15 protein-coding genes are annotated in these 18,188 nt (G+C 65.9%); 8 read left to right on the forward strand and 7 right to left on the reverse strand.

Features of this window, described 5'->3' with window-relative positions; translation table 11 throughout:
* Positions 1-7: 7 nt before the first annotated feature.
* A complete protein-coding gene (locus AL346_RS11035; RefSeq protein WP_019402378.1) occupies positions 8-730 on the reverse strand; it encodes a response regulator transcription factor in 723 nt (240 codons plus the stop codon).
* A 469-nt stretch (positions 731-1,199) separates the two neighbouring features.
* On the opposite strand from AL346_RS11035, the gene AL346_RS11040 reads away from it, so the two are divergent.
* Both AL346_RS11040 and AL346_RS11045 read left to right on the forward strand, forming a co-directional pair.
* Positions 1,200-2,354: a lipase family protein gene (locus AL346_RS11040; RefSeq protein WP_019402379.1), complete on the forward strand. Its 1,155-nt coding sequence runs from the start codon at positions 1,200-1,202 to the stop codon at positions 2,352-2,354.
* Between the two features lie 241 nt (positions 2,355-2,595).
* Complete coding sequence (locus tag AL346_RS11045; RefSeq protein WP_019402380.1) at positions 2,596-2,931, forward strand: hypothetical protein; 336 nt, start codon at positions 2,596-2,598, stop codon at positions 2,929-2,931.
* A 188-nt stretch (positions 2,932-3,119) separates the two neighbouring features.
* Here the strand turns inward: AL346_RS11045 and AL346_RS11050 are convergent, their stop codons facing one another.
* The 4 genes from AL346_RS11050 to AL346_RS11065 form a co-directional block, all read right to left on the reverse strand.
* Positions 3,120-3,935, reverse strand: coding sequence for an oxidoreductase (locus AL346_RS11050; protein ID WP_019402381.1), 816 nt, complete (start codon positions 3,933-3,935; stop codon positions 3,120-3,122).
* 104 nt (positions 3,936-4,039) lie between these two features.
* Entirely contained in the window at positions 4,040-5,338 is a 1,299-nt protein-coding gene (gene fabF, locus AL346_RS11055) for a beta-ketoacyl-ACP synthase II (RefSeq protein ID WP_019402382.1), read from the reverse strand.
* A gap of 49 nt (positions 5,339-5,387) precedes the next feature.
* The gene (locus tag AL346_RS11060) at positions 5,388-6,662 is read right to left on the reverse strand and encodes a multidrug effflux MFS transporter (protein WP_082312495.1); all 1,275 of its coding nucleotides are present in this window, start codon (positions 6,660-6,662) and stop codon (positions 5,388-5,390) included.
* A complete protein-coding gene (locus AL346_RS11065; RefSeq protein ID WP_026015168.1) occupies positions 6,659-7,264 on the reverse strand; it encodes a TetR/AcrR family transcriptional regulator in 606 nt (201 codons plus the stop codon). The genes AL346_RS11060 and AL346_RS11065 overlap by 4 nt, the downstream gene beginning before the upstream one ends.
* 84 nt (positions 7,265-7,348) lie before the next feature.
* Between AL346_RS11065 and AL346_RS11070 the strand changes: the two genes are divergently transcribed.
* The 3 genes from AL346_RS11070 to AL346_RS24645 all read left to right on the forward strand — a co-directional run bounded on the left by AL346_RS11070 (position 7,349) and on the right by AL346_RS24645 (position 11,780).
* Positions 7,349-8,458, forward strand: coding sequence for an efflux RND transporter periplasmic adaptor subunit (locus tag AL346_RS11070; protein WP_019402385.1), 1,110 nt, complete (start codon positions 7,349-7,351; stop codon positions 8,456-8,458).
* Positions 8,458-11,568 (forward strand): efflux RND transporter permease subunit, encoded by a 3,111-nt coding sequence (locus AL346_RS11075; protein ID WP_019402386.1) that lies wholly within the window; start codon positions 8,458-8,460, stop codon positions 11,566-11,568. The genes AL346_RS11070 and AL346_RS11075 overlap by 1 nt, the downstream gene beginning before the upstream one ends.
* Positions 11,569-11,633: 65 nt before the next feature.
* On the forward strand, positions 11,634-11,780 hold the full coding sequence (locus AL346_RS24645; RefSeq protein ID WP_019402387.1) for a hypothetical protein: 147 nt from the start codon (positions 11,634-11,636) through the stop codon (positions 11,778-11,780).
* A 125-nt stretch (positions 11,781-11,905) separates the two neighbouring features.
* On the opposite strand, the gene AL346_RS11080 is transcribed toward AL346_RS24645, so the two are convergent.
* Positions 11,906-12,697 carry an alpha/beta fold hydrolase gene (locus AL346_RS11080; protein ID WP_040404498.1) on the reverse strand — a complete coding sequence of 264 codons (792 nt, stop codon included), beginning with the start codon at positions 12,695-12,697 and terminating at the stop codon, positions 11,906-11,908.
* Positions 12,698-12,841: 144 nt separating this feature from the next.
* Between AL346_RS11080 and AL346_RS11085 the strand changes: the two genes are divergently transcribed.
* The gene (locus AL346_RS11085) at positions 12,842-13,309 is read left to right on the forward strand and encodes a MarR family winged helix-turn-helix transcriptional regulator (protein ID WP_019402389.1); all 468 of its coding nucleotides are present in this window, start codon (positions 12,842-12,844) and stop codon (positions 13,307-13,309) included.
* 176 nt (positions 13,310-13,485) lie between these two features.
* Here the strand turns inward: AL346_RS11085 and AL346_RS11090 are convergent, their stop codons facing one another.
* Positions 13,486-14,907, reverse strand: coding sequence for a hypothetical protein (locus AL346_RS11090; protein ID WP_245258891.1), 1,422 nt, complete (start codon positions 14,905-14,907; stop codon positions 13,486-13,488).
* 303 nt (positions 14,908-15,210) lie between these two features.
* Here AL346_RS11090 and AL346_RS11095 point away from each other — a divergent pair, with 303 nt between their 5' ends.
* Together AL346_RS11095 and AL346_RS11100 are read left to right on the forward strand one after the other, a co-directional pair.
* The gene (locus AL346_RS11095; RefSeq protein ID WP_245258892.1) at positions 15,211-16,647 is read left to right on the forward strand and encodes a hypothetical protein; all 1,437 of its coding nucleotides are present in this window, start codon (positions 15,211-15,213) and stop codon (positions 16,645-16,647) included.
* A gap of 196 nt (positions 16,648-16,843) precedes the next feature.
* The gene (locus tag AL346_RS11100) at positions 16,844-18,103 is read left to right on the forward strand and encodes a hypothetical protein (RefSeq protein WP_156332735.1); all 1,260 of its coding nucleotides are present in this window, start codon (positions 16,844-16,846) and stop codon (positions 18,101-18,103) included.
* Positions 18,104-18,188 lie beyond the last annotated feature (85 nt).

An 18,188-nucleotide genomic window follows, 5' to 3' on the forward strand; every position in this document is an offset into this window, starting at 1 on the left:
TCGCCGCTCACGCTTCCTCGACCGCCGCCGTGAACATATAGCCACCAAGCCTGACCGTCTGCAGCAGCGCTGGCGCTCTGGCGTTGATCTCGATCTTCTGTCGAAGACGGCTGATATGGACGTCGATACTGCGTTCGATCGGTCCGGCGAGGCCCGAATGCGTCAGCGAGAGAAGTTCCTCGCGCGTGATGACGCGGCCCGGGTTCCGGCAAAAGGCCAGCAGGAGGTCGAATTCCGTGGTCGTCAACGCGACGCGGGCATTGCTGGGGTCGTGAAGCTGGCGGCGCATGGGATCGAGTTGCCAGCCGTCAAACCGCAGCCTTCGTTGGCTGGTGTTCTTGACCAGCCCATAGGACGCACGCCGCAACAGGCTGCGCACACGCGCGACGACCTCCCTGGGACTGAACGGCTTCGTAACGTAATCGTCAGCGCCGACCTCAAGTCCCACAATCCTGTCGACCTCTTCGCCAAGCGCCGTCAACAGGATGATCGGGGTGGTCTTCTCGGCGCGAATTTTCCTGCAGATGTTCAGCCCATCCTCTCCCGGCAGCATGACATCAAGGATGATGAGATCAAATGAACCGTTGCGCAGGAGCGATTGCATCACCCGGCCATCTTCGGCAACGGTCGGGATCATGCCGTTGTCCTGCATGGTCAGGGCGAGCAGGTTTGCGATTTCAGGATCATCTTCAACGATCAGGATCTGCGCGTTGTCCATAGCCGGGTGCATGAAGCCTCTTGCCCTGTCCCATATGATGCACGCATCGACCAGAGTGCGCGTGTTTCGGTATATTAAGATTTGTTGCAGCGTTGCAGAACGCCCCGTGCCTCCAGGATGAGGCGGTTGAGGGTTCTGCGCCCGATGGCTTGCCAGCCGGCAGCGACAGCTGGCGAATGGGATCAGCCGCAATACAATGTAATAAAAGGACATGCCCTCGCAGGGCGGCAAAGTGACACGATGCGCCATGACGGTGGTCGGGTTTGGCGCGACGTGAAGATCCTGAGTTGCGTTGATTCCTTTCCGTTCCGTGCCTGAGTTAGCTGTCCGGATCGGGGAAATGATGAGCGAAAAAGCTGTCAATATACTTGTTCGTGTTTGTGTCTGTGCTCTTCTCATGCCCGCGATATCGCCGGCACAAGATGTTGGCGGGAACCTCGCAACGGGCGGGACGCTTCCAACCGGCCCGACAGCGGGCGATATGGACCTGTCGCCGTTCTATCGATGGGCTGCGGCATTCCCCGCCAAGCCCGGCGCGATGCTGCGTGAGGAAGCGGTGGCGAGCCAGCCGGAGATGACTTCAGCCAAGGAGGCGTTCCGTATCCTCTATGCTTCGAGCGATGCGCGCTGGCATTCCGGACGCATCCCGGTCAGCGGCATGCTCTATCTTCCCGACGGTGCTGCTCCGAAGGGAGGCTGGCCGCTCGTCGCCTGGGGGCATGGCACGCTGGGCATAGCCGACATATGCGCCCCGTCGTGGACGGGCTTCAAGCCGCGGGATGCTTCGTACATCAATCGCTGGCTCGAGGCGGGCTTTGCAGTCGTCGCGACCGATTATCAAGGTCTCGGAGGGCCCGGCCCTCATCCCTATCTGCATTGGGGGGCAGAAGCCCGTTCCCTGCTGGACGCGGTCCGTGCAGCGCTTGGGGCGAAGCCAGGCCTGATCGCGAATGAGGTGCTGGTCGCTGGGCACTCGCAAGGATCCGGTGCTGCCCTGGGTGCTGCGACGATCTGGCGTGACTATGCGCCCGAACTCAACATCCTGGGGGCCGTCGCAACCGCGCTCAACACCACTTTTCCGGAAGGCCCTGTGTCGCTTCCGGTCCGCAACTCCAGCAACATGTTCCTGAGCCTCGTGGCCGGTGGTCTTCATGACGACGGGCCGCGGATCGACGACATCGTAAGTCCTGCGGGAAAACAACTCCTCGATATGGCGCGGCGCGGTTGCAGCAGGCAGATGGGGGAACTCGCTCGCGAACTGAAGGTTCGGTCCCTGGCCGAGACCCTCTCCATCTCGCAGGAGGAATTGGACGATCTGCGTATTCCTGTCACCGATATGCCGATGGGATCGTCGAGCGTCCCGCTGTTCATCGGGACGGGATTGGCCGACACCACGCTCCCTCCGCATCGGCAGTATGCCGCGGTCTCGGCCCTATGCGCGTCCCGGAATATCGTCGCCTGGCATCGCTACGAAGGTTTGACGCACGATGGTGTCCTGCATGGATCGTTTGCGGACGCGCTTGCCTTCGCGCGCACCGTGATCGAAGGCGGAGAGGCGAAGTCTCAGTGCCACGATGTCGTCCCGCCCGGACCTCCCGGTGATGCCAGGCCGGGGGCGATCTTCAATTCGGACTGACGCGGGACCGCGACGCTACAGGCCGGCGTCGACTGGTTCGGGCCGGAGCGGGCCTCATGGTAGCCCGAACCGCTCCGATCAACGTGACCGCAGCGCGCTCGTTCCGATGACCGTCGCCATCATGACCCTCTTCGTCCTGATGGTCGCGCTGCTCATCAAATTTGCCTGAGGTCGTCGGCGGAGCGGAAACCACGACGTCCATTTCGGAGTTGTTCATCCATGGGCTGAGCTGGAGAAAGCCATGCTGAACGACCTGCGTACCCGGCCCAAACCTGTGACGACCCGGGCCCAGTCCGAGGCCCGGGAGAATGCCTTCAGGCGTTTTTTGTTCGACACTCACCCGGCCTACCATGAGTGGCGCGAGAAGCGCGATGCTGCGAGCTTCGAGTTCCAGATTGAGGCTGAGAGGAAGTTCCCGAACCCAGCGTCCGCCGACAAAGCGGAAAAGGAACACCTGCGCCTTCTGCGGGCTTGGGTGCGTCGGAATCCGAACCCTCTCTATCAGGAGGAAATCGAGCGCTTAAGGGAGGAGTTCGACCGAGCCTACCGGCCGACCAGGTGGGATGCCATTGGATGAACGCTGCTCCTTTCCAAAGGGCGGCCTTCGCCCTGCGCATCCCGAAGGGTGCGCAACTGCCTTGTTACGGCACGACCTCACCCAGAAAGTCGCGCTCGTCTTCGTCGACAGCCGCGCGCCAAAGACCGCCGATCATCGCATAGGAGGTGGCTCGCAACGCTCGCCGCGCCGGGCGAAGCAGGGCGTTGTCAGGCCGGCAGCCCGTTCTGCTTCCGCAGGCTCTTGTCGAATGCGGCCTCGGGGACGAAACGGCGCAGCAAGCTGACCTGGCGTGCCATTTTACCCGCCGCGTAGCGCCGCCTCGGAACGGCAGCAGTCGCCGCTTCCAGGACCGTCCCGGCGACGATCTCGGGTGCATCGCCTGCTGCGATCGCCTTTCGCATGATCACATCCATGCCGGCGCGCGCGGAAGAGTAGACATCGAGCAACTGGTCCGGCCTGACGAGATTGTCGTCGAACGAGGTGCGGGTATAGGCCGGCTCGACCAGCACGACGCGGATGCCGAACGGGCGCAGCTCATGGTCGAGCGACTCGGAATAGCCTTCGACGGCATGTTTGGTCGCTGCATAGAGCGCGGAGTAGGGCGCTGGAATGAAGCCGAGCACCGAGCTCACGTTGACGATCCGGCCCTTTTGCTGGCGCCGCATGGCCGGCAGCACCGCGCGGGTCACGCGCAGGACGCCGAAGACGTTCACGTCGAACAGTGCCTGAGCCTGGGCGATGGAGGATTCCTCCGCGCCGCCGACGAGGCCGATGCCGGCATTGTTGACAACGAGGTCGATGCGTCCGGCCCTGGCCAGCACCTCATCGACCAGCGTCGTAACGGACGCGTCGTCCGTCACGTCGCAGGTCAGCATGGTGATGCCGTCGGAGCGTTCGGTAGCCGCGCGACGGCTGGTTCCGAACACGCGGTAGCCGGCATTCCGCAGGGCCTTGGCCGTGGCGAGCCCGATGCCGGAGGATGCGCCCGTCACCAGGGCGACGCCGGGATTGGTCTTGTCCATGGAAGTCACGTCTTTCCTAGTTGGCGAATGTGATGGATCGCTTGCCGCTCGTCCCTGGCCTGCCCGTTGCCGGCTTTTGATGGGTCCGAAAGCGGAACGAGGTTTCAGTGTTGCGCGCTTCGGGCGCTCGAGCCGCCTTCCGTCCAGCGCCGGAACAGTGCGCTGGCGTTGACGCCGCCGAAGCCGAAGCCGTTGGCGATCGCGTAGTCCATCGCCAAGGGCCGGGCCGCGTTCGCGACGAAGTCGATCCCGTCGCCGGCCGGATCGGGCGCCTCCAGATTGAGCGTCGGCGGCGTCATCTGATCCCTGAGCGCCAGGACCGCGAAGATGGCGCCGAGCCCGCCGGCGGCGCCGAGCAGATGTCCGGTCGCCGACTTGGTGGCGCTGACGGCGATGGCAGAATCCGTGCCGAAAACCCGCTTGATCGCCGCGACTTCCCCGAGATCGCCGACAGGCGTCGAAGTCGCATGCGCATTGAGGTGGCGTATCGCGCGCGGCGAGATCCCGGCCTGGGCAATCGCGATCTCCATGGCCCGGCGCGCACCGTCGCCGTCCTCCGGGCCGGAGGTGACGTGGTGCGCATCCGCCGTCGTGCCGTAGCCGACGAGCTCGGCGAGCGGCCTCGCGCCGCGCCCCAGCGCGTGGCCCAGTTCCTCGATGACGAGGATGCCGGCGCCTTCGCCCATGACGAAGCCGTCCCGCGCCATGTCGAAGGGGCGTGAGGCCTCTGCCGGCTCGTCATTGAAGCTGGTGGACAGGGAACGCGCGGCGGCGAAGCCGCCGAGGCTGACGGTGTTCATGCAGGCTTCGGTGCCACCGCAGACGGCGATATCGGCTTCGTTGGCACGGATGAGCCGGGCGGCGTCGCCGATCGCCTGGATGCCGGCGGCGCAGGCCGTCACCGGCGCCCCGAGCGGCCCCTTGAGGCCGTGGCGGATCGAGATATGACCGGCCGCGAGATTCACGAGGAAGGAGGGGATCGTGAAGGGCGACAGGCGGCGAACACCGCGCTGTTCGACCGTGCGCACCGCCTCGGTGATGGCGGGAAAGCCGCCGATGCCCGAAGCGATGATCGTCGCCGTGCGCAGGCGCTCCGCCTCCGAGGTTGGCGCCCACCCTGCCTGGGTGAGTGCCTCCTGGGCAGCGGCGAGCCCGAAGAGGATGAACCGGTCGACCTTGCGCTGGTCCTTCGGCGCCATGACGGCATCCGGATCGAAGCCGGCGTCAGGGTCTTCCTCCAGGGTGGGCACGCCGCCGCCGACCTTCGCCGGCAGGTCTCCCACCACCTCGTCCGGAAGCCTGCGGATGCCGGAGCGCCCGGCCAGGAGGCGCGTCCAGGAGGTTTCGACATCGGCGGCAAGCGGCGTGACCGCACCGATGCCTGTGACAACAATCCGTCGCATCTATTGTCCTATCGATCCGGGTGTATGGGCGGCGTCACGTTGATGCGTCTCATGCCTGCACCTCCGCTTTCGGCTGACGCATGGCGACGGGGAGAAAGGCAAGAATGGCGAGCGCCGAACCCGTCGTGAGGATGACGGCCAGGGACACAGTCGGCTGAAGAGGCAGAACGCTTGCGAGCGACGCGCCGACGGCGGCGCAGCCCATCTGCAGGAAGCCGAGCAGCGCGGACGCGAGCCCGGCCTGCCTTCCAAAAGGATGGAGGGCGATCGCGGTGCCGAGCGGATTGATCAATCCCATGCCGAGCAGATAGAGCGCGATGGCCGCGGTGAAGGGGATGAAGGCCGGCGCGGCGGCGAATGTGAACAGAAGGAGGCTGCCGGCCAGCGCGATGAAGAGGCCGACCATGCCGATGGTGCGCTGGCCCCAGCGATGGGCGAGGCGTGGCGCAAGAAAGCCTGCCGCGAAGACGATCAGCACCGTGGTCGCGAAGTTCAATCCGAGCTGAAAGGCCGTGAGGCCGAGCTCGCTCATCAGGATGGCGGGCGCCGCTGCGAAGAAGGTGTAAAGCCCGCCGATGACAAGGCTCACCGAGAGGGCGGGAAGGACAAAGCGCGGATCGGCGGCCAGGCGGCCATAGGCGGATGCCACCGCCGAAGCCGAAAGAGACGCCCTGCCTTCGGCCGGATGGGTCTCGCCGGCACTCGTCGCATAGTGGAGCGCGAGCACCATGCCGAACGCCGCAACGACGAGGAAGGTGAACCGCCAGCCGAGCAGGCCGTCGAGCGCGCTGCCGATGAGAGGCGAGAAGCCCGGCGCAGCCGCCATCGCGATCATGGTCAGCGCCAGAGCCCGCGCGAGCGCCTCGCCGTCGAAGAGGTCGCGTGCGATGGCGCGCGACAGGACGGAGGCGGCGCAGGCCCCGAGCGCCTGGATGACGCGGCCGAGGACCAGCAAGGGCAGGCTGTCGGCGAAGGCGCAAACGACACTGCCCGCGGTGAAGACGGCAAGGCCGCCAAGCACCAGCCATCTGCGGCCGAAACGGTCGGAGAGCGGTCCGACCAGAAGCTGCCCGAACGCGAAGGCAACGAAGAAGCTGCTCAACGTCAGGCCGAGTTCCTGGGAAGAAACGCCGAGGCTGGCGCCAATCCGTGGAAAGGCGGGCAGGATGATGTTGGTGGCAAGTGCGCCGAGCGCGGCCAGCCCGGCGAGGAGGAAGAGGATCTTTCCCGTCAGCCGGCGCTCCGAAGGCGCGCCGCTCGTGATGGGAATCGCGGAGGCAGGCGCGGCCGCGTCGCGCACCTGCGCCGGGGAGACGATCGTCATTGGAGCGGCCCTTCCCGGGTATCTCCGGCGGACAGCCCCGGCTGCACGCTTTCGGCGGCCGCGTGCAGGAACTGCTTCGACAGCTGCTCGTCGTTGACCGCCCGCGAGAGGACGAGCGCACCGACCATCGTCGAGAGAATGGCCATCGCCTTGCCGGCGGGCTCGCCGCCGCCGGCATCGCCGATCCAGCTGCCGAGCAATGCGAGATATTCCCTGATCCCGGCTTCGAACGACGCCTTCACGTCGGCGCCCTGCCGGGCCGCATCCGCGCCGAGCGCGACGATCGGGCAACCGTCCATCCTTTCCGCGCGATGCTCCATGCTGAGGTAGAACGCGATCACCGCGCCAAGCGGGTCCTGCGGATTGGCCGCGGCAGCGGCTGACCACCGGCTGAAGGCGCTCTCCAGTGCCCGCCGGGACGCCTGCGCCACGAGGTCGTCCTTGGATGCGAACTGCTTGTAGAACGCGCCCTGGGTCAGCCCGGCGCCTTCCATCAGGTCCTTGAGGCCGATGCCGTCGAAGCCGTGTTCCCGAAAGAGCCGGCTGGCGACATCGATCACGGTTTGCCGGTTCTTCTCCGCCTGAATGCGACTTACCCGCATTGCCGACCTCCGTAATTAGATTGCGTTTAACATCTATATCCGATATAGAGTGTGAACGCAATCTAATTTGACGAGGCCACGGCCATGAGAAAGAAGCCCGCCATTGTGCTGGGAGGTGTCCTGATCGCCGGGGTTGGGGCGGCCGCTTTCGCCGCGCTTTCCCTGCGCACGCAGGAAGCTGCGGCCGTGAGCGACCCGAGGCTGGAGCCGCCGATCGTCAGGCTGGCGACGGCAGCCCGGGTGAGCGGGGCCGAACGCGGCTTCACCGGCATCATCGGGGCGCGGGTCGAGAGCAACCTCGGTTTCCGCGTCCCCGGCAAGATCGTTGAACGGCTCGTGAATGTCGGCGAGCAGGTCAAGGCCGGCCAGCCGCTGATGCGGATCGACGAGACCGACCTCCGCCTGGCGCTCACGGCGAAGCGCAACGCCGTTGTTGCGGCGCGCGCAGCCGTCGTTCAGGCCGAAGCAGACGAGCGCCGATACGCCAAGCTCGTGAGCGACGGATGGTCCTCCCGGCAGCGCTACGAGCAGGCGAAGGCCGCCTCCGATACGGCCGCGGCGCAGCTCGCCGCCGCTGAAGCCGATGCGCGGGTCGCGGAGAACGAGGCGATCTATTCCCTGCTGGTGGCGGACGTGGATGGTACGGTGGTCGAAACGCTCGGCGAGCCGGGACAGGTCGTCTCCGCCGGCCAGGCCGTGGTCCGGCTTGCCCAGGCGGGGCCCCGCGAAGCGGTGGTTGCGCTGCCCGAGACGATCCGGCCGGCGATCGGCTCGACGGCCGAGGCCAGCGTGTACGGGGGTGATGGACGCCGCCATGCGGCGCATCTGCGGCAGCTGTCGGATTCCGCCGATGCCCAGACCCGCACCTACGAGGCCCGCTATGTGCTCGACGGCGAGGCGGCGCAGGCGCCGCTCGGCGCGACGGTGACCATCCGGCTGGTGAGCGAAGCGAGCCAACCGGAGGTGGAGGTGCCGGTCGCGGCCGTCCTGGACAACGGCCAGAGAACTGGCGTGTGGGTGTTCGACGGCGCGACCTCGAGCGTGGTCTTTCGGCCCGTAAGGCTGGTGCGCGTGACCAGCGAGACCGCCGTGATCTCCGGACTGGACTCGGGGGATTCGGTCGTTTCGCTCGGCGCCCACCTCCTGCAGGAGGGCGCGCGCGTGCGGACCGCTTCTGACATCAGGGGCAAGTGATGAGCCTCAACCTTTCCGCGATCGCCGTCCGCGAACGCGCCGTCACCCTCTTCTCGATCCTCCTTCTGGTGGCCGCCGGCGCCTACGCCTTCCTCATGCTCGGCCGGGCGGAGGACCCGAACTTCACCATCAAGACCCTGACGGTCACGACGGCGTGGCCGGGCGCGACGGCGCGCGAGATGCAGGACCTCGTCGCCGAGCCGCTGGAGAAGCGGCTGCAGGAGCTCACCTGGTATGACCGGGTCGAGACGACCACGCGGCCGGGCTACGCCTATATGACGGTCACGCTGAAGGACAGCACGCCGCCCTCGGCCGTGCAGGAGGAGTTCTATCAGGCCCGCAAGAAGCTCGCGGACGAGGCCCGCAACCTGCCGTCCGGCGTCTACGGCCCCTTCGTCAACGACGAATATTCGGACGTCAGCTTCGCCCTCTATGCGCTCAAGGCCAAGGGCATGCCGATGCGCGAACTGGTGCGGCAGGCCGAGGTGATCCGCCAGGACCTGCTGCACGTGCCCGGCGTCAAGAAGATCAACATTCTCGGCGAGCGCCCCGAACAGATCTTCGTCGAGTTCTCCCATGCCAGGCTGGCCACGCTCGGCGTGTCGGCGCAGGACATCGTCGCCGCCCTGCAGCGGCAGAACACCGTCACCCCGGCCGGCTCGATCGACACGCGCGGGCCGCGCGTCTTCATCCGGGTCGACGGCGCCTACGACAGCGTCCAGGCGATCGCCGACACGCCGATCGTCGCGGCGGGGCGGACGCTGAAGCTCTCCGACATCGCCGAGGTTCGCCGCGGCTATGAAGATCCTCCGACCTACCTCATCAGGCGCCAGGGCGAGCCCACCATCATGCTCGCGGCGGTGATGCAGGAGGGCTGGGACGGCCTTGCGCTGGGCAAGGCGCTGGAGGACAGGACGGCGGCCATCGCGCAGACGCTGCCGCTCGGCATGACGCTCGACAAGGTCACCGACCAGGCCGTCAACATCACCTCGGCGGTCGACGAATTCATGATGAAGTTCGCGATGGCGCTCGGCGTCGTGCTGCTGATCGCCCTGGTTAGCATGGGGTGGCGCGTCGGCATCGTGGTGGCGGCCGCCGTGCCCCTGACGCTCGCCGTCGTCTTCCTCATCATGCTGGAGACCGGCCGGTTCTTCGACCGCATCACGCTCGGCGCCCTCATCCTGGCGCTCGGCCTGCTCGTGGACGACGCCATCATCGCCATCGAAGTGATGGTGGTGAAGATGGAAGAGGGCATGGACCGCATCAGGGCGGCGGCCTATGCGTGGAGCCACACCGCGGCGCCGATGCTGTCGGGAACGCTCGTGACGATCGCCGGCTTCCTGCCGGTCGGCTTCGCGCGCTCGACGGCCGGCGAATATGCCGGCAACATCTTCTGGGTCGTCGGTTTCGCGCTCATCGTCTCCTGGATCGTCGCGGTGGTCTTCACGCCCTATCTCGGCGTCAAGATGCTGCCCGCGATCAAGCCGGTCGTGGGCGGCCACCACGCGATCTACGACACGCCGAACTATCGGCGCCTGCGGCGGCTCATCTCCTTCGCCGTGCACCACAAGTTCGTGACCTGCGCCATCGTCGGCATCGCCTTTGCGCTGTCCGGCGTCGGCATGGGCGCCGTCAAGCAGCAGTTCTTCCCGACGTCCGACCGGCCCGAGGTGCTGGTGGAGGTCCGCCTGCCGGAAGGTTCCAGCATCGAGACGACGACCGCCACGGTCGAGAGGCTCGAACATTGGCTGGAGAGCCAGCCCGAGGCCAGGATCGTCACGAGCTATGTCGGCCAGGGTGCACCGCGTTTCTTCTTCGCGATGGCGCCGGAGCTGCCCGATCCCGCCTTCGCCAAGATCGTCGTGCTGACCCCGGACGCCGAGGCGCGCGAGGCGTTGAAGCACCGGCTCCGGGCGGCGGTGGCGGAGGGGCTCGCCCCCGAGGCCTATGTCCGCGTCACGCAGCTCGTGTTCGGCCCCTATACGCCATTCCCGGTCGAGTTCCGCGTCATGGGCCCCGATCCGGCGCAGCTCTACAGCATCTCCGAGAAGGCCCTCGAGATCATGCGGGGCGTTTCGGACGTGCGGCAGGCCAACCGCGACTGGGGCAATCGCACACCCATGCTGCGCTTCGTCCCGGATCAGGACCGGCTGAACCTCATCGGCCTCTCGCCGGCCGAGGTGGGCCAGCAGCTGCAGTTCCTCCTCACCGGCGTCGCCGTCACACAGGTTCGCGAGGACATCCGCAACGTCCCCGTCGTGGCGCGCAGCGCCGGCGGCGAGCGGCTGGATCCGACGCGCCTGGCGGATTTCTCCTTGGTGAGCCGGAGCGGACGCTCGATTCCGCTCGACCAGATCGGCCATTCGGAAATCCGTGTGGAAGAGCCGATCCTGAAGCGTCGCGACCGCACGCCCGTCATCACCATCCGTTCGGACATCAACGAGGCGACCCAGCCGCCGGAGGTCTCCAAAGAGGTCATGACGGCCCTCCAGCCGCTGATCGCCTCCCTTCCGGCCGGCTATCGCATCGAGATTGGTGGATCGATCGAGGAGGCCGGCAAGGCCAACGCCGCGCTGGGCAAGGTCTTCCCGGTCATGATCGCCGCCACGCTCATCGTCATCATGCTGCAGGTGCGGTCCTTCTCGACGATGACCATGGTCATGCTGACGGCACCGCTCGGCGTTGTCGGCGTCGTGCCGGCCCTCATCATCTTCAACCAGCCCTTCGGCTTCAACGCCATCCTGGGGCTGATCGGCCTCGCCGGCATCCTGATGCGCAACACGCTGATTCTGACCGAGCAGATCAAGGAGAACCGCGCGGCCGGCCTCGACGATTATCACGCCGTCATCGAGGCCACCGTGCAGCGCACGCGGCCCGTGATCCTGACCGCGCTTGCCGCCGTGCTCGCTTTCATCCCGCTCACGCACTCCGTCTTCTGGGGCTCCATGGCCTACACGCTGATCGGCGGCACGGCGGTCGGCACGGTGCTGATCCTGCTCTTCCTTCCTGCGCTCTACGCCGCATGGTTCCGCATCAAGCCGACCGCGGACGAGAGCCATGAGGTTTCGATCGGGGAACCGGAACTGCAAGCGGCGATGGCTGCGGAGTAGAGCCCTACCTGCGGAGGCGTCACCCTCCGCGGGGGCCCCGCGGACGTTGGGGAAGTCCGTGGTTCTTGGCGGGCATCGTCCGACTGGTCGCCGGCGACCTCACCGAGAAGCGTGCGATCCAGGTGCTAGCGACGCTCGCGGGCGCGATCCTGCTGGCCAGCGCACGGGGCGATCCGGCCATCTTCGATCGCGCCACCGCCGATCTCGGCTGAAGCAGCTATGCAATCGAACGACACGGCGAAGGCACCAGGTGCCTGGCCGGCTATGCGGCTATAGGGCAACAGGCAGGCGGGGCCCGAAGACGCCGCCTGCCTGTTGCTGCCGCCCGGTCTGCCGATCACCGCACGGCGCGTCCGGCGCTCTGCGCGGCCTGGTCGATGACGCCGGAGACCACCTCCGGCTGCGTCATGAAGACCGCATGGCTGGCCGCGACTTCCGTGATCGTCGCGCCGATCCGCTTGGCCATCCCGAACAGCATCTTCTGGTCGAAGGCCTTGTCCTCGGTGGCGATGACCGCCCAGCTCGGCTTGGTCCTCCAGGCCGCATGCTCGAGGCGGGTGCCGAAGGCCGACATGTTGATCGGCACCTGCGAGTCCCGCATGAACGCGGCATCGGCATCGCTGACGTCATGAGCGAAGCCGGCCTGGAATGTCTCAAGGTTCAAGAAGCCGAAGCCGTCCGCCTGCGTGTCGATGACGAACTCGGGCGGGGTCGTGAACCCGTCGTACTGCTGCGCCGTCGTCTCGCCGGCGTCGGGCGCCAGCGCGGAGACATAGACGAGGCCGGCCACCTTCGGGTGGACGCCTGCTTCGGTGATGACGGTGCCGCCCCACGAGTGCCCGACGAGGATGGTGGGGCCGGCCTGGCGATCGAGAGCCCGCTTGGTCGCGGCAACATCGTCGGCAAGCGAGGTCAGCGGGTTTTGCACGATGGTGACGCGGTATCCACGCTTGCTCAGTTCGTCATAGACCCCACGCCAGCCGGAGCCGTCGGCAAAGGCACCATGCACCAGGACGACGTTTCTGACCGCTTGGTCCGCAGGAAGCTCGGAAGAATGCGCGACAGTGGCGGCGGCAATGCCAGCGCTGAGGGCCGTCGCGGCCAGGAGGGTTTGCGTCATCGTGCTCATCGGTCTCTCCATATCTGGTGCGCGACAATTGTTATCGCGATAATTATCATTAGCGCGGCGAGTGCCGACTGTCCAGCATAATTTTTATCGCGATATTCATTTTCGTGCGCCGGGCCGCTATATGGATTACGGAAGGAGGCCGCCATGAGCCGGAAAACAACCGACCCTCTGCCGCTGGACGATCAGCTCTGTTACGCCATCTATTCGGCGGGGATCGCCATTCAGCGCGTCTACAAGCCGCTGCTCGACGCGTTGGGGCTGACCTACCCGCAATATCTCGTGCTCAATGTGCTGTGGCGCGAGGACGGGCAGACGGTGGGCGGCATCGCCGAGAAGCTGGCGCTGGAATCGAGTACTCTGACACCCTTGCTCAAGCGGCTGGAAGCCGCCGGCCTCGTGCGCCGCACGCGAAATCCCGACAATGAACGGCAGGTGGTGGTCGCCTTGACCGACGAGGGTCGTGCGCTCCGGTCCCGGGCCGGCTGCCTGGGCGATGCGCTGCTTTCGGCCTCGGGGCAAAGTCCGGCAGACCTGGGCGAGCTCAATCAGGATGTCCGGGCGCTTCGCGACGCGATCTATGGTCACATCGGCGGCTGGAATGTTCCGGCCTGACCGCCGGCATCGGACGAGCTTTCCGGCAGCGGACGTTGGCCCGCTACCGGGCACCCTCAATGGCATGGGCGCGCGAAACGCCGCGGCGAACACCGGAGGCGCTGGCGAGACGCCGTGCTGGGTCGAAGCAGGAGATCGGCGGCGGTCTGTGCTGCGATCCGCAGCAGGGACTGGGGCTACTCTTCCTTCCGGGCCAGCATCTGCATGCCGCGCTTGGTCAGGCTGCCGTCCTTGCGCATTGCGGTCTTCAGGCTGGTTAGCGCTACATCGTTTTCCTGCGCAAATGCATCGCGTGACTGTCCGGCCGCGACGGCGGCCTGAGCCTGCCGGAGGATCTCGGGGGTGGCGCCCTTGAGGTGCCCGCCTTTCACGCCGCCGGCCACCAGCTGTTCGCCAAGGACGGTCAGCGTGCTGTCGGAGTGAATGCAATGCCGCAGGCTGTTCAGCGAGATGTTATTCGCTTGCGCGAACTCCGCCAGCGTCTGGCCTGTCGCAATGGCGGCCTGGGCCTGTCGGAGGATCTCGGCGTTCACCCCCCGGAGTTGTCCGCCCTGCACGCCGCCAGCCAGCAGCTGCGTGCCATAGAGAGTTGGTGTCCCGTTGGTGCGCACGGAATGCCGCAGACTATGAAGGGATACGTTATTGGCTCGCGCAAACGCGTCCAGCGATTGCCCGGCCGCGACCGCAGCCTGGGCCTGCCTGACCACCTCCGCGGTGACCGGCTGAAGCTGGACTCTCGGCTGCCGCTGCTGGAGGTAGTTCGAGGTGAGGCTGCCATCGGCATGCAGGACCAGCTGCAAGCTGCTGAGAGAGACATTGTTCGCCAGCGCGAATGCGCTCAACGACTGCCCCGCCGCGATGGCGGCTTGGGCCTGCCGCACCGTCTCCGGCGTGACGCTCTGAACCTGCCCGCCCTGCACGCCGCCGGCCAGCAGCTGCGTTCCATAAACCGTCAGGCTACCGTCGACATAGATGGAATGCCGCAACGAGTTTATGGACACACTGTTTATTTCCGCGAACTCGCCCAGTGACTGTCCGGCGGCAACGGCCGCCTGGGCCTGCCTCACGATCTCGGCCGTGACGCCGCGGAGCTGTCCGCCCTGCACGCTGCCGGCCCGCAGCTGCGCGCCGCGCAGGGTCAGGCTGCCGTTGGCGCGAACGTAGGTCTGCAAGGTCGCCAGATTGACCCCGGCGCCGTCTGCGAACTGCGCCAGGGTCATTCGTCCCGGCCCGCTCCCGACCCAGTCCTGCGCGAGGCGCAGCATCTCGGCCGTGACGCGTGGTGCGGCCTGATGGCTGGTGCCGGGCATGGCATCCTGCAGTCCGAGAGCGGCAACGGCCGCCATTCCCCCAGCCGCGGACCCCGACGGGCCCGCTTGCGACTGTGCTTCGTCACCGAGCGCGGCAAAGAACTCGTCCACGCCCTCAATCACCGGCAGATCCGCTGTGGGCCGTGCGCTGCCCTCCGCGCGCCCAGCCTGCGTCGGCGCTGAAGCCGGAGACATCCCACCGGCACGCGCGAAGGAACGAAATGCCTGCTCATCGGCGTGCCGGGCCGGGGATGCGGGCGGCGCCGGGCTGACGGATCGACTGTCCATAAACAACTCCCGAAGTATTGGAGAAGACGTTAAGTTCTTATCTGGCAAATTTTTCAGCGGCCATCGCGTGGTAATCGAATTCTGTATGTCTGAAACAGCAACATACTGAGAGCGTGCATCAGGCACCTGCAGGCGGCCTGTTGTTCGGCGTATTCTTAAGAATGGCTGGGTGCCGGCGTTCTTTAGGCGCCAGATTCTCAGCGTGCTCCACAAGTATCATATATTTCGAACATGGGTTCTACGCGGTGAACTTTGAAACTCGCACGGGCGCGCCTTGTTTGCTCCGTGTTTCGGGAGTTGTTTATGGACAGTCGTTCGATCAGTCCCTCGCCGCCGGGGCCGCCGGGCCATGGCGCCGACGGGCAGGTATTTCGCTCTTTCGCGCGCGCCGCAGAATTGTCCACTGTCCTGCAGCCACCGGCCGAGCGGGCGGAGGGCAGTGCATGGCCCAGCGCTGATCTGCCCGTGATCGAGGGCGTGGACGAGTTCTTTGCCGCGCTCGCGGATGAGGGATCGAAGCCGCAGGTGGGGCGGATCGCTGATGGGGGACGGCCCGTCGCGGCCGCTCTCGGGCTGCAGGATGCCATGCCCGGTCCCAGTCGTCAGGCGGCGGCGCGTGTCACGGCCGAGATGCTGCGGCTCGCGCAGGACTGGGTTGGAAGCTGGCCGGGACGAATGACCCTGGCGCAGTTTGCAGACGGCGCCGGCGTTCCCTTGACGACCTTGCAAACCTACGTACATGCCGATGGCAGCCTGACCCTGCGGGGCGAGGAACTGCGCGCCGGCGGCGTGCAGGGCGGACAGCTCCGCGGCGTCACGGCCGAGATCGTCAGGCAGGCTCAGGCCGCCATTGCGGCCGGTCGGACACTGGGAGAATTCGCGCAGGCGAACGATGTGTCCGTCAGCAGCTTGCGGAACTTTGTATACGCGAACGGCAGTCTGTCCGTGTTCGGCGCACAGCTCCTGGCGGGCGGCGTGCACGGTGGGCAGGTCCAGGGCGTCACGTCCGACACGGTGAGGCAGGCCCAGGCCGCGGTCGCGAGCGGCCAGTCGCTGAGTGCGTTCGCGCTGGCGAACAATGTTTCCTTGAACGGCTTGCGGTCGGCCCTTCATGCCGATGGCACGCCGGTTGCGGGGCGCGTGCAGCCACCCGGCCTCAGGCTTCAGCCGGCGAACGCGGAGGTCGTCAGGCGAGCCCAGACGGCCGTCTCGACGGGGCAATCACTCGAGGCGTTTGCGCAGGCGAACAATGTCTCCTTGCGCAGCCTGCGGCATTTCGTTCGCAGCGGCGGCGCTCTGACCTTGGCGGGCACGCAGCTGCTGGCAGGCGGCGTGCAGGGCGGACAGCTCAGAGGAGCCAATGCCGAGAACATCAGGCGGGCCCAGGATGCTATCGCCGCCGGACAGACGCTCGAAGCATTCGCGGGGGAGAACGGCGTCTCCCTGAACAGCCTGCGCCATTGCATTCACGCCGACGGTACGCTCACGGTGCTCGGGGCGCAGGTTGTGGCTGGCGGGGTGCGGAACGGGCACCTCAAGGGCGCCACCGCTGAGGTCGCCCGGCAGGCTCAGGCTGCGATCGCAGCCGGGCAGACACTGGCCGAATTTGCGCAGGCGAACGATGTGGCTCTGAGCAGCTTGAAGAGCGTCCTGCGCAACGACGGCGCTTTGACGAAAAGAGGTACGCGGCTGCTGGCCCGCCATGAGGGCCAGCCAGGAGGGCCAGCCGTGACCCGATGAGGCGAGGGGCAGTCCGTCCCCGCGCCGCCACAGGCCTCGTCCCGCTGGGGGGCTCTTCGTGGTCTTCACGTGTCCATCCCGGCGGCGCTTCCAGAGTGCAGCAATACCCGCCTTCGTGCCACGTATCGTATGAAGACCCAAATTAAGCGGCCATGTGCCATCATTTTTACTGTAATAATCGAACGTGAGTCATAAAATGCTTTCAACATCTCCTTTCGGTGCTCCGGTAAGCGCCTCGACGACTACTGCTCACCAGTCGCCATTCCCGCTGAAGAAGCCGGGGGCGAATTTGTTCTCACCCGCCTACTATCGTCATGATCCAAAGGCGGCAGCCAAGATCGCCAAGGAGATCCGGCAGGCCAACAAGTTCATGCACGAGATGTTTCCCGAGATGCGCTCCAACCCGGACGTTGCGGGTGATGCTGCGCCGCGTCGGGAGAGGACCGCGAAGGGTGCCCCGAGACATCGGGGGCACCACCGCAAGAAGTATCATGTTTCCCGCAAGGCCCACGATGCTCCGGGCAGCCTGCCGTCACGGGACGCCGGGCTCGGCGATCCGATCTTTCGAATCGATGCCGACGGCAAGCCCCGCCAGGTCGGATGGCGCGCCCCTGACGGTACGGTGACGAAGGCCGGGCCGGAGCTCGACGTGCCGAAGGGAACCGGGCGCAACGATTCGGCCGGCGCGGTCCAGCCCCAGGGCAAGCACGGTCGTCCCGTCTCCCGGATAGCGGCCGACAGCAGGATCAGCCAGGCGGGTTGGCGCGACCTGAGGCAGGTCGAGGAGATCAAACGGCAGCTGGACCATCCGGAGCCGAGGCAGTTCATCGGGCCAAAGGACAGTATTTTCCTCGTGCACCCCAATGTCGCCAAGGCACTCGGCGGGCAAATCGGCGATCCGTCGATCCAGAGCAAGATCATAGACGCTATCCAGAAGAAGGGGATCGAACCCGTCGCCAACGACTTCGGGACATTTGCGCCCAACGTTCCGATGAGCTGGGACTTCAAGTTCGATTTTAATGGCCGCGCGCCGACAGGGGTGCAAGAGTTTGCTCGGGAGGATATGCGTCTCTTCAGGAATGAGCTAGCCTGGTATATACATGGGAATAACAATAATTCAGAAAATAAGCCTCTGATTGTCGACTCGGCAACGACATATATACTTGTCTCCGATGTCGATCACGGTGTTATCGGTCAGGCGATACCCGGCGCGGCTTATATGATCATTTCCTTCAAGCACCTTGATAATGGTGTCTTGAAGCATGAGTTCGGCCATAAGTTCGATCTGATGCACGATGATGAGCACGATGGAGATGGAGCAGGTGTCATGTATCCCTCCGTCCGCAGACATCAGAACACCAACTATACGGACAAGAACAAGGACGACATGGTCGGCCCGCTGACAAGGGCAATAGGCTACGATCCGAAAACGGGAAACGCCCTGCCGGGCAAGTAGTCGTCGCAAAGGCGCCCGTAGAGGCCTGGCTCCCGGACGATGGTGTCCGTCACGAAGCGGGGCATCGTCGGCGGACGGGCGCCAT

Source organism: Chelatococcus sp. CO-6, from assembly GCF_001271345.1.
GTDB classification, from domain to species: domain Bacteria; phylum Pseudomonadota; class Alphaproteobacteria; order Rhizobiales; family Beijerinckiaceae; genus Chelatococcus_A; species Chelatococcus_A caeni.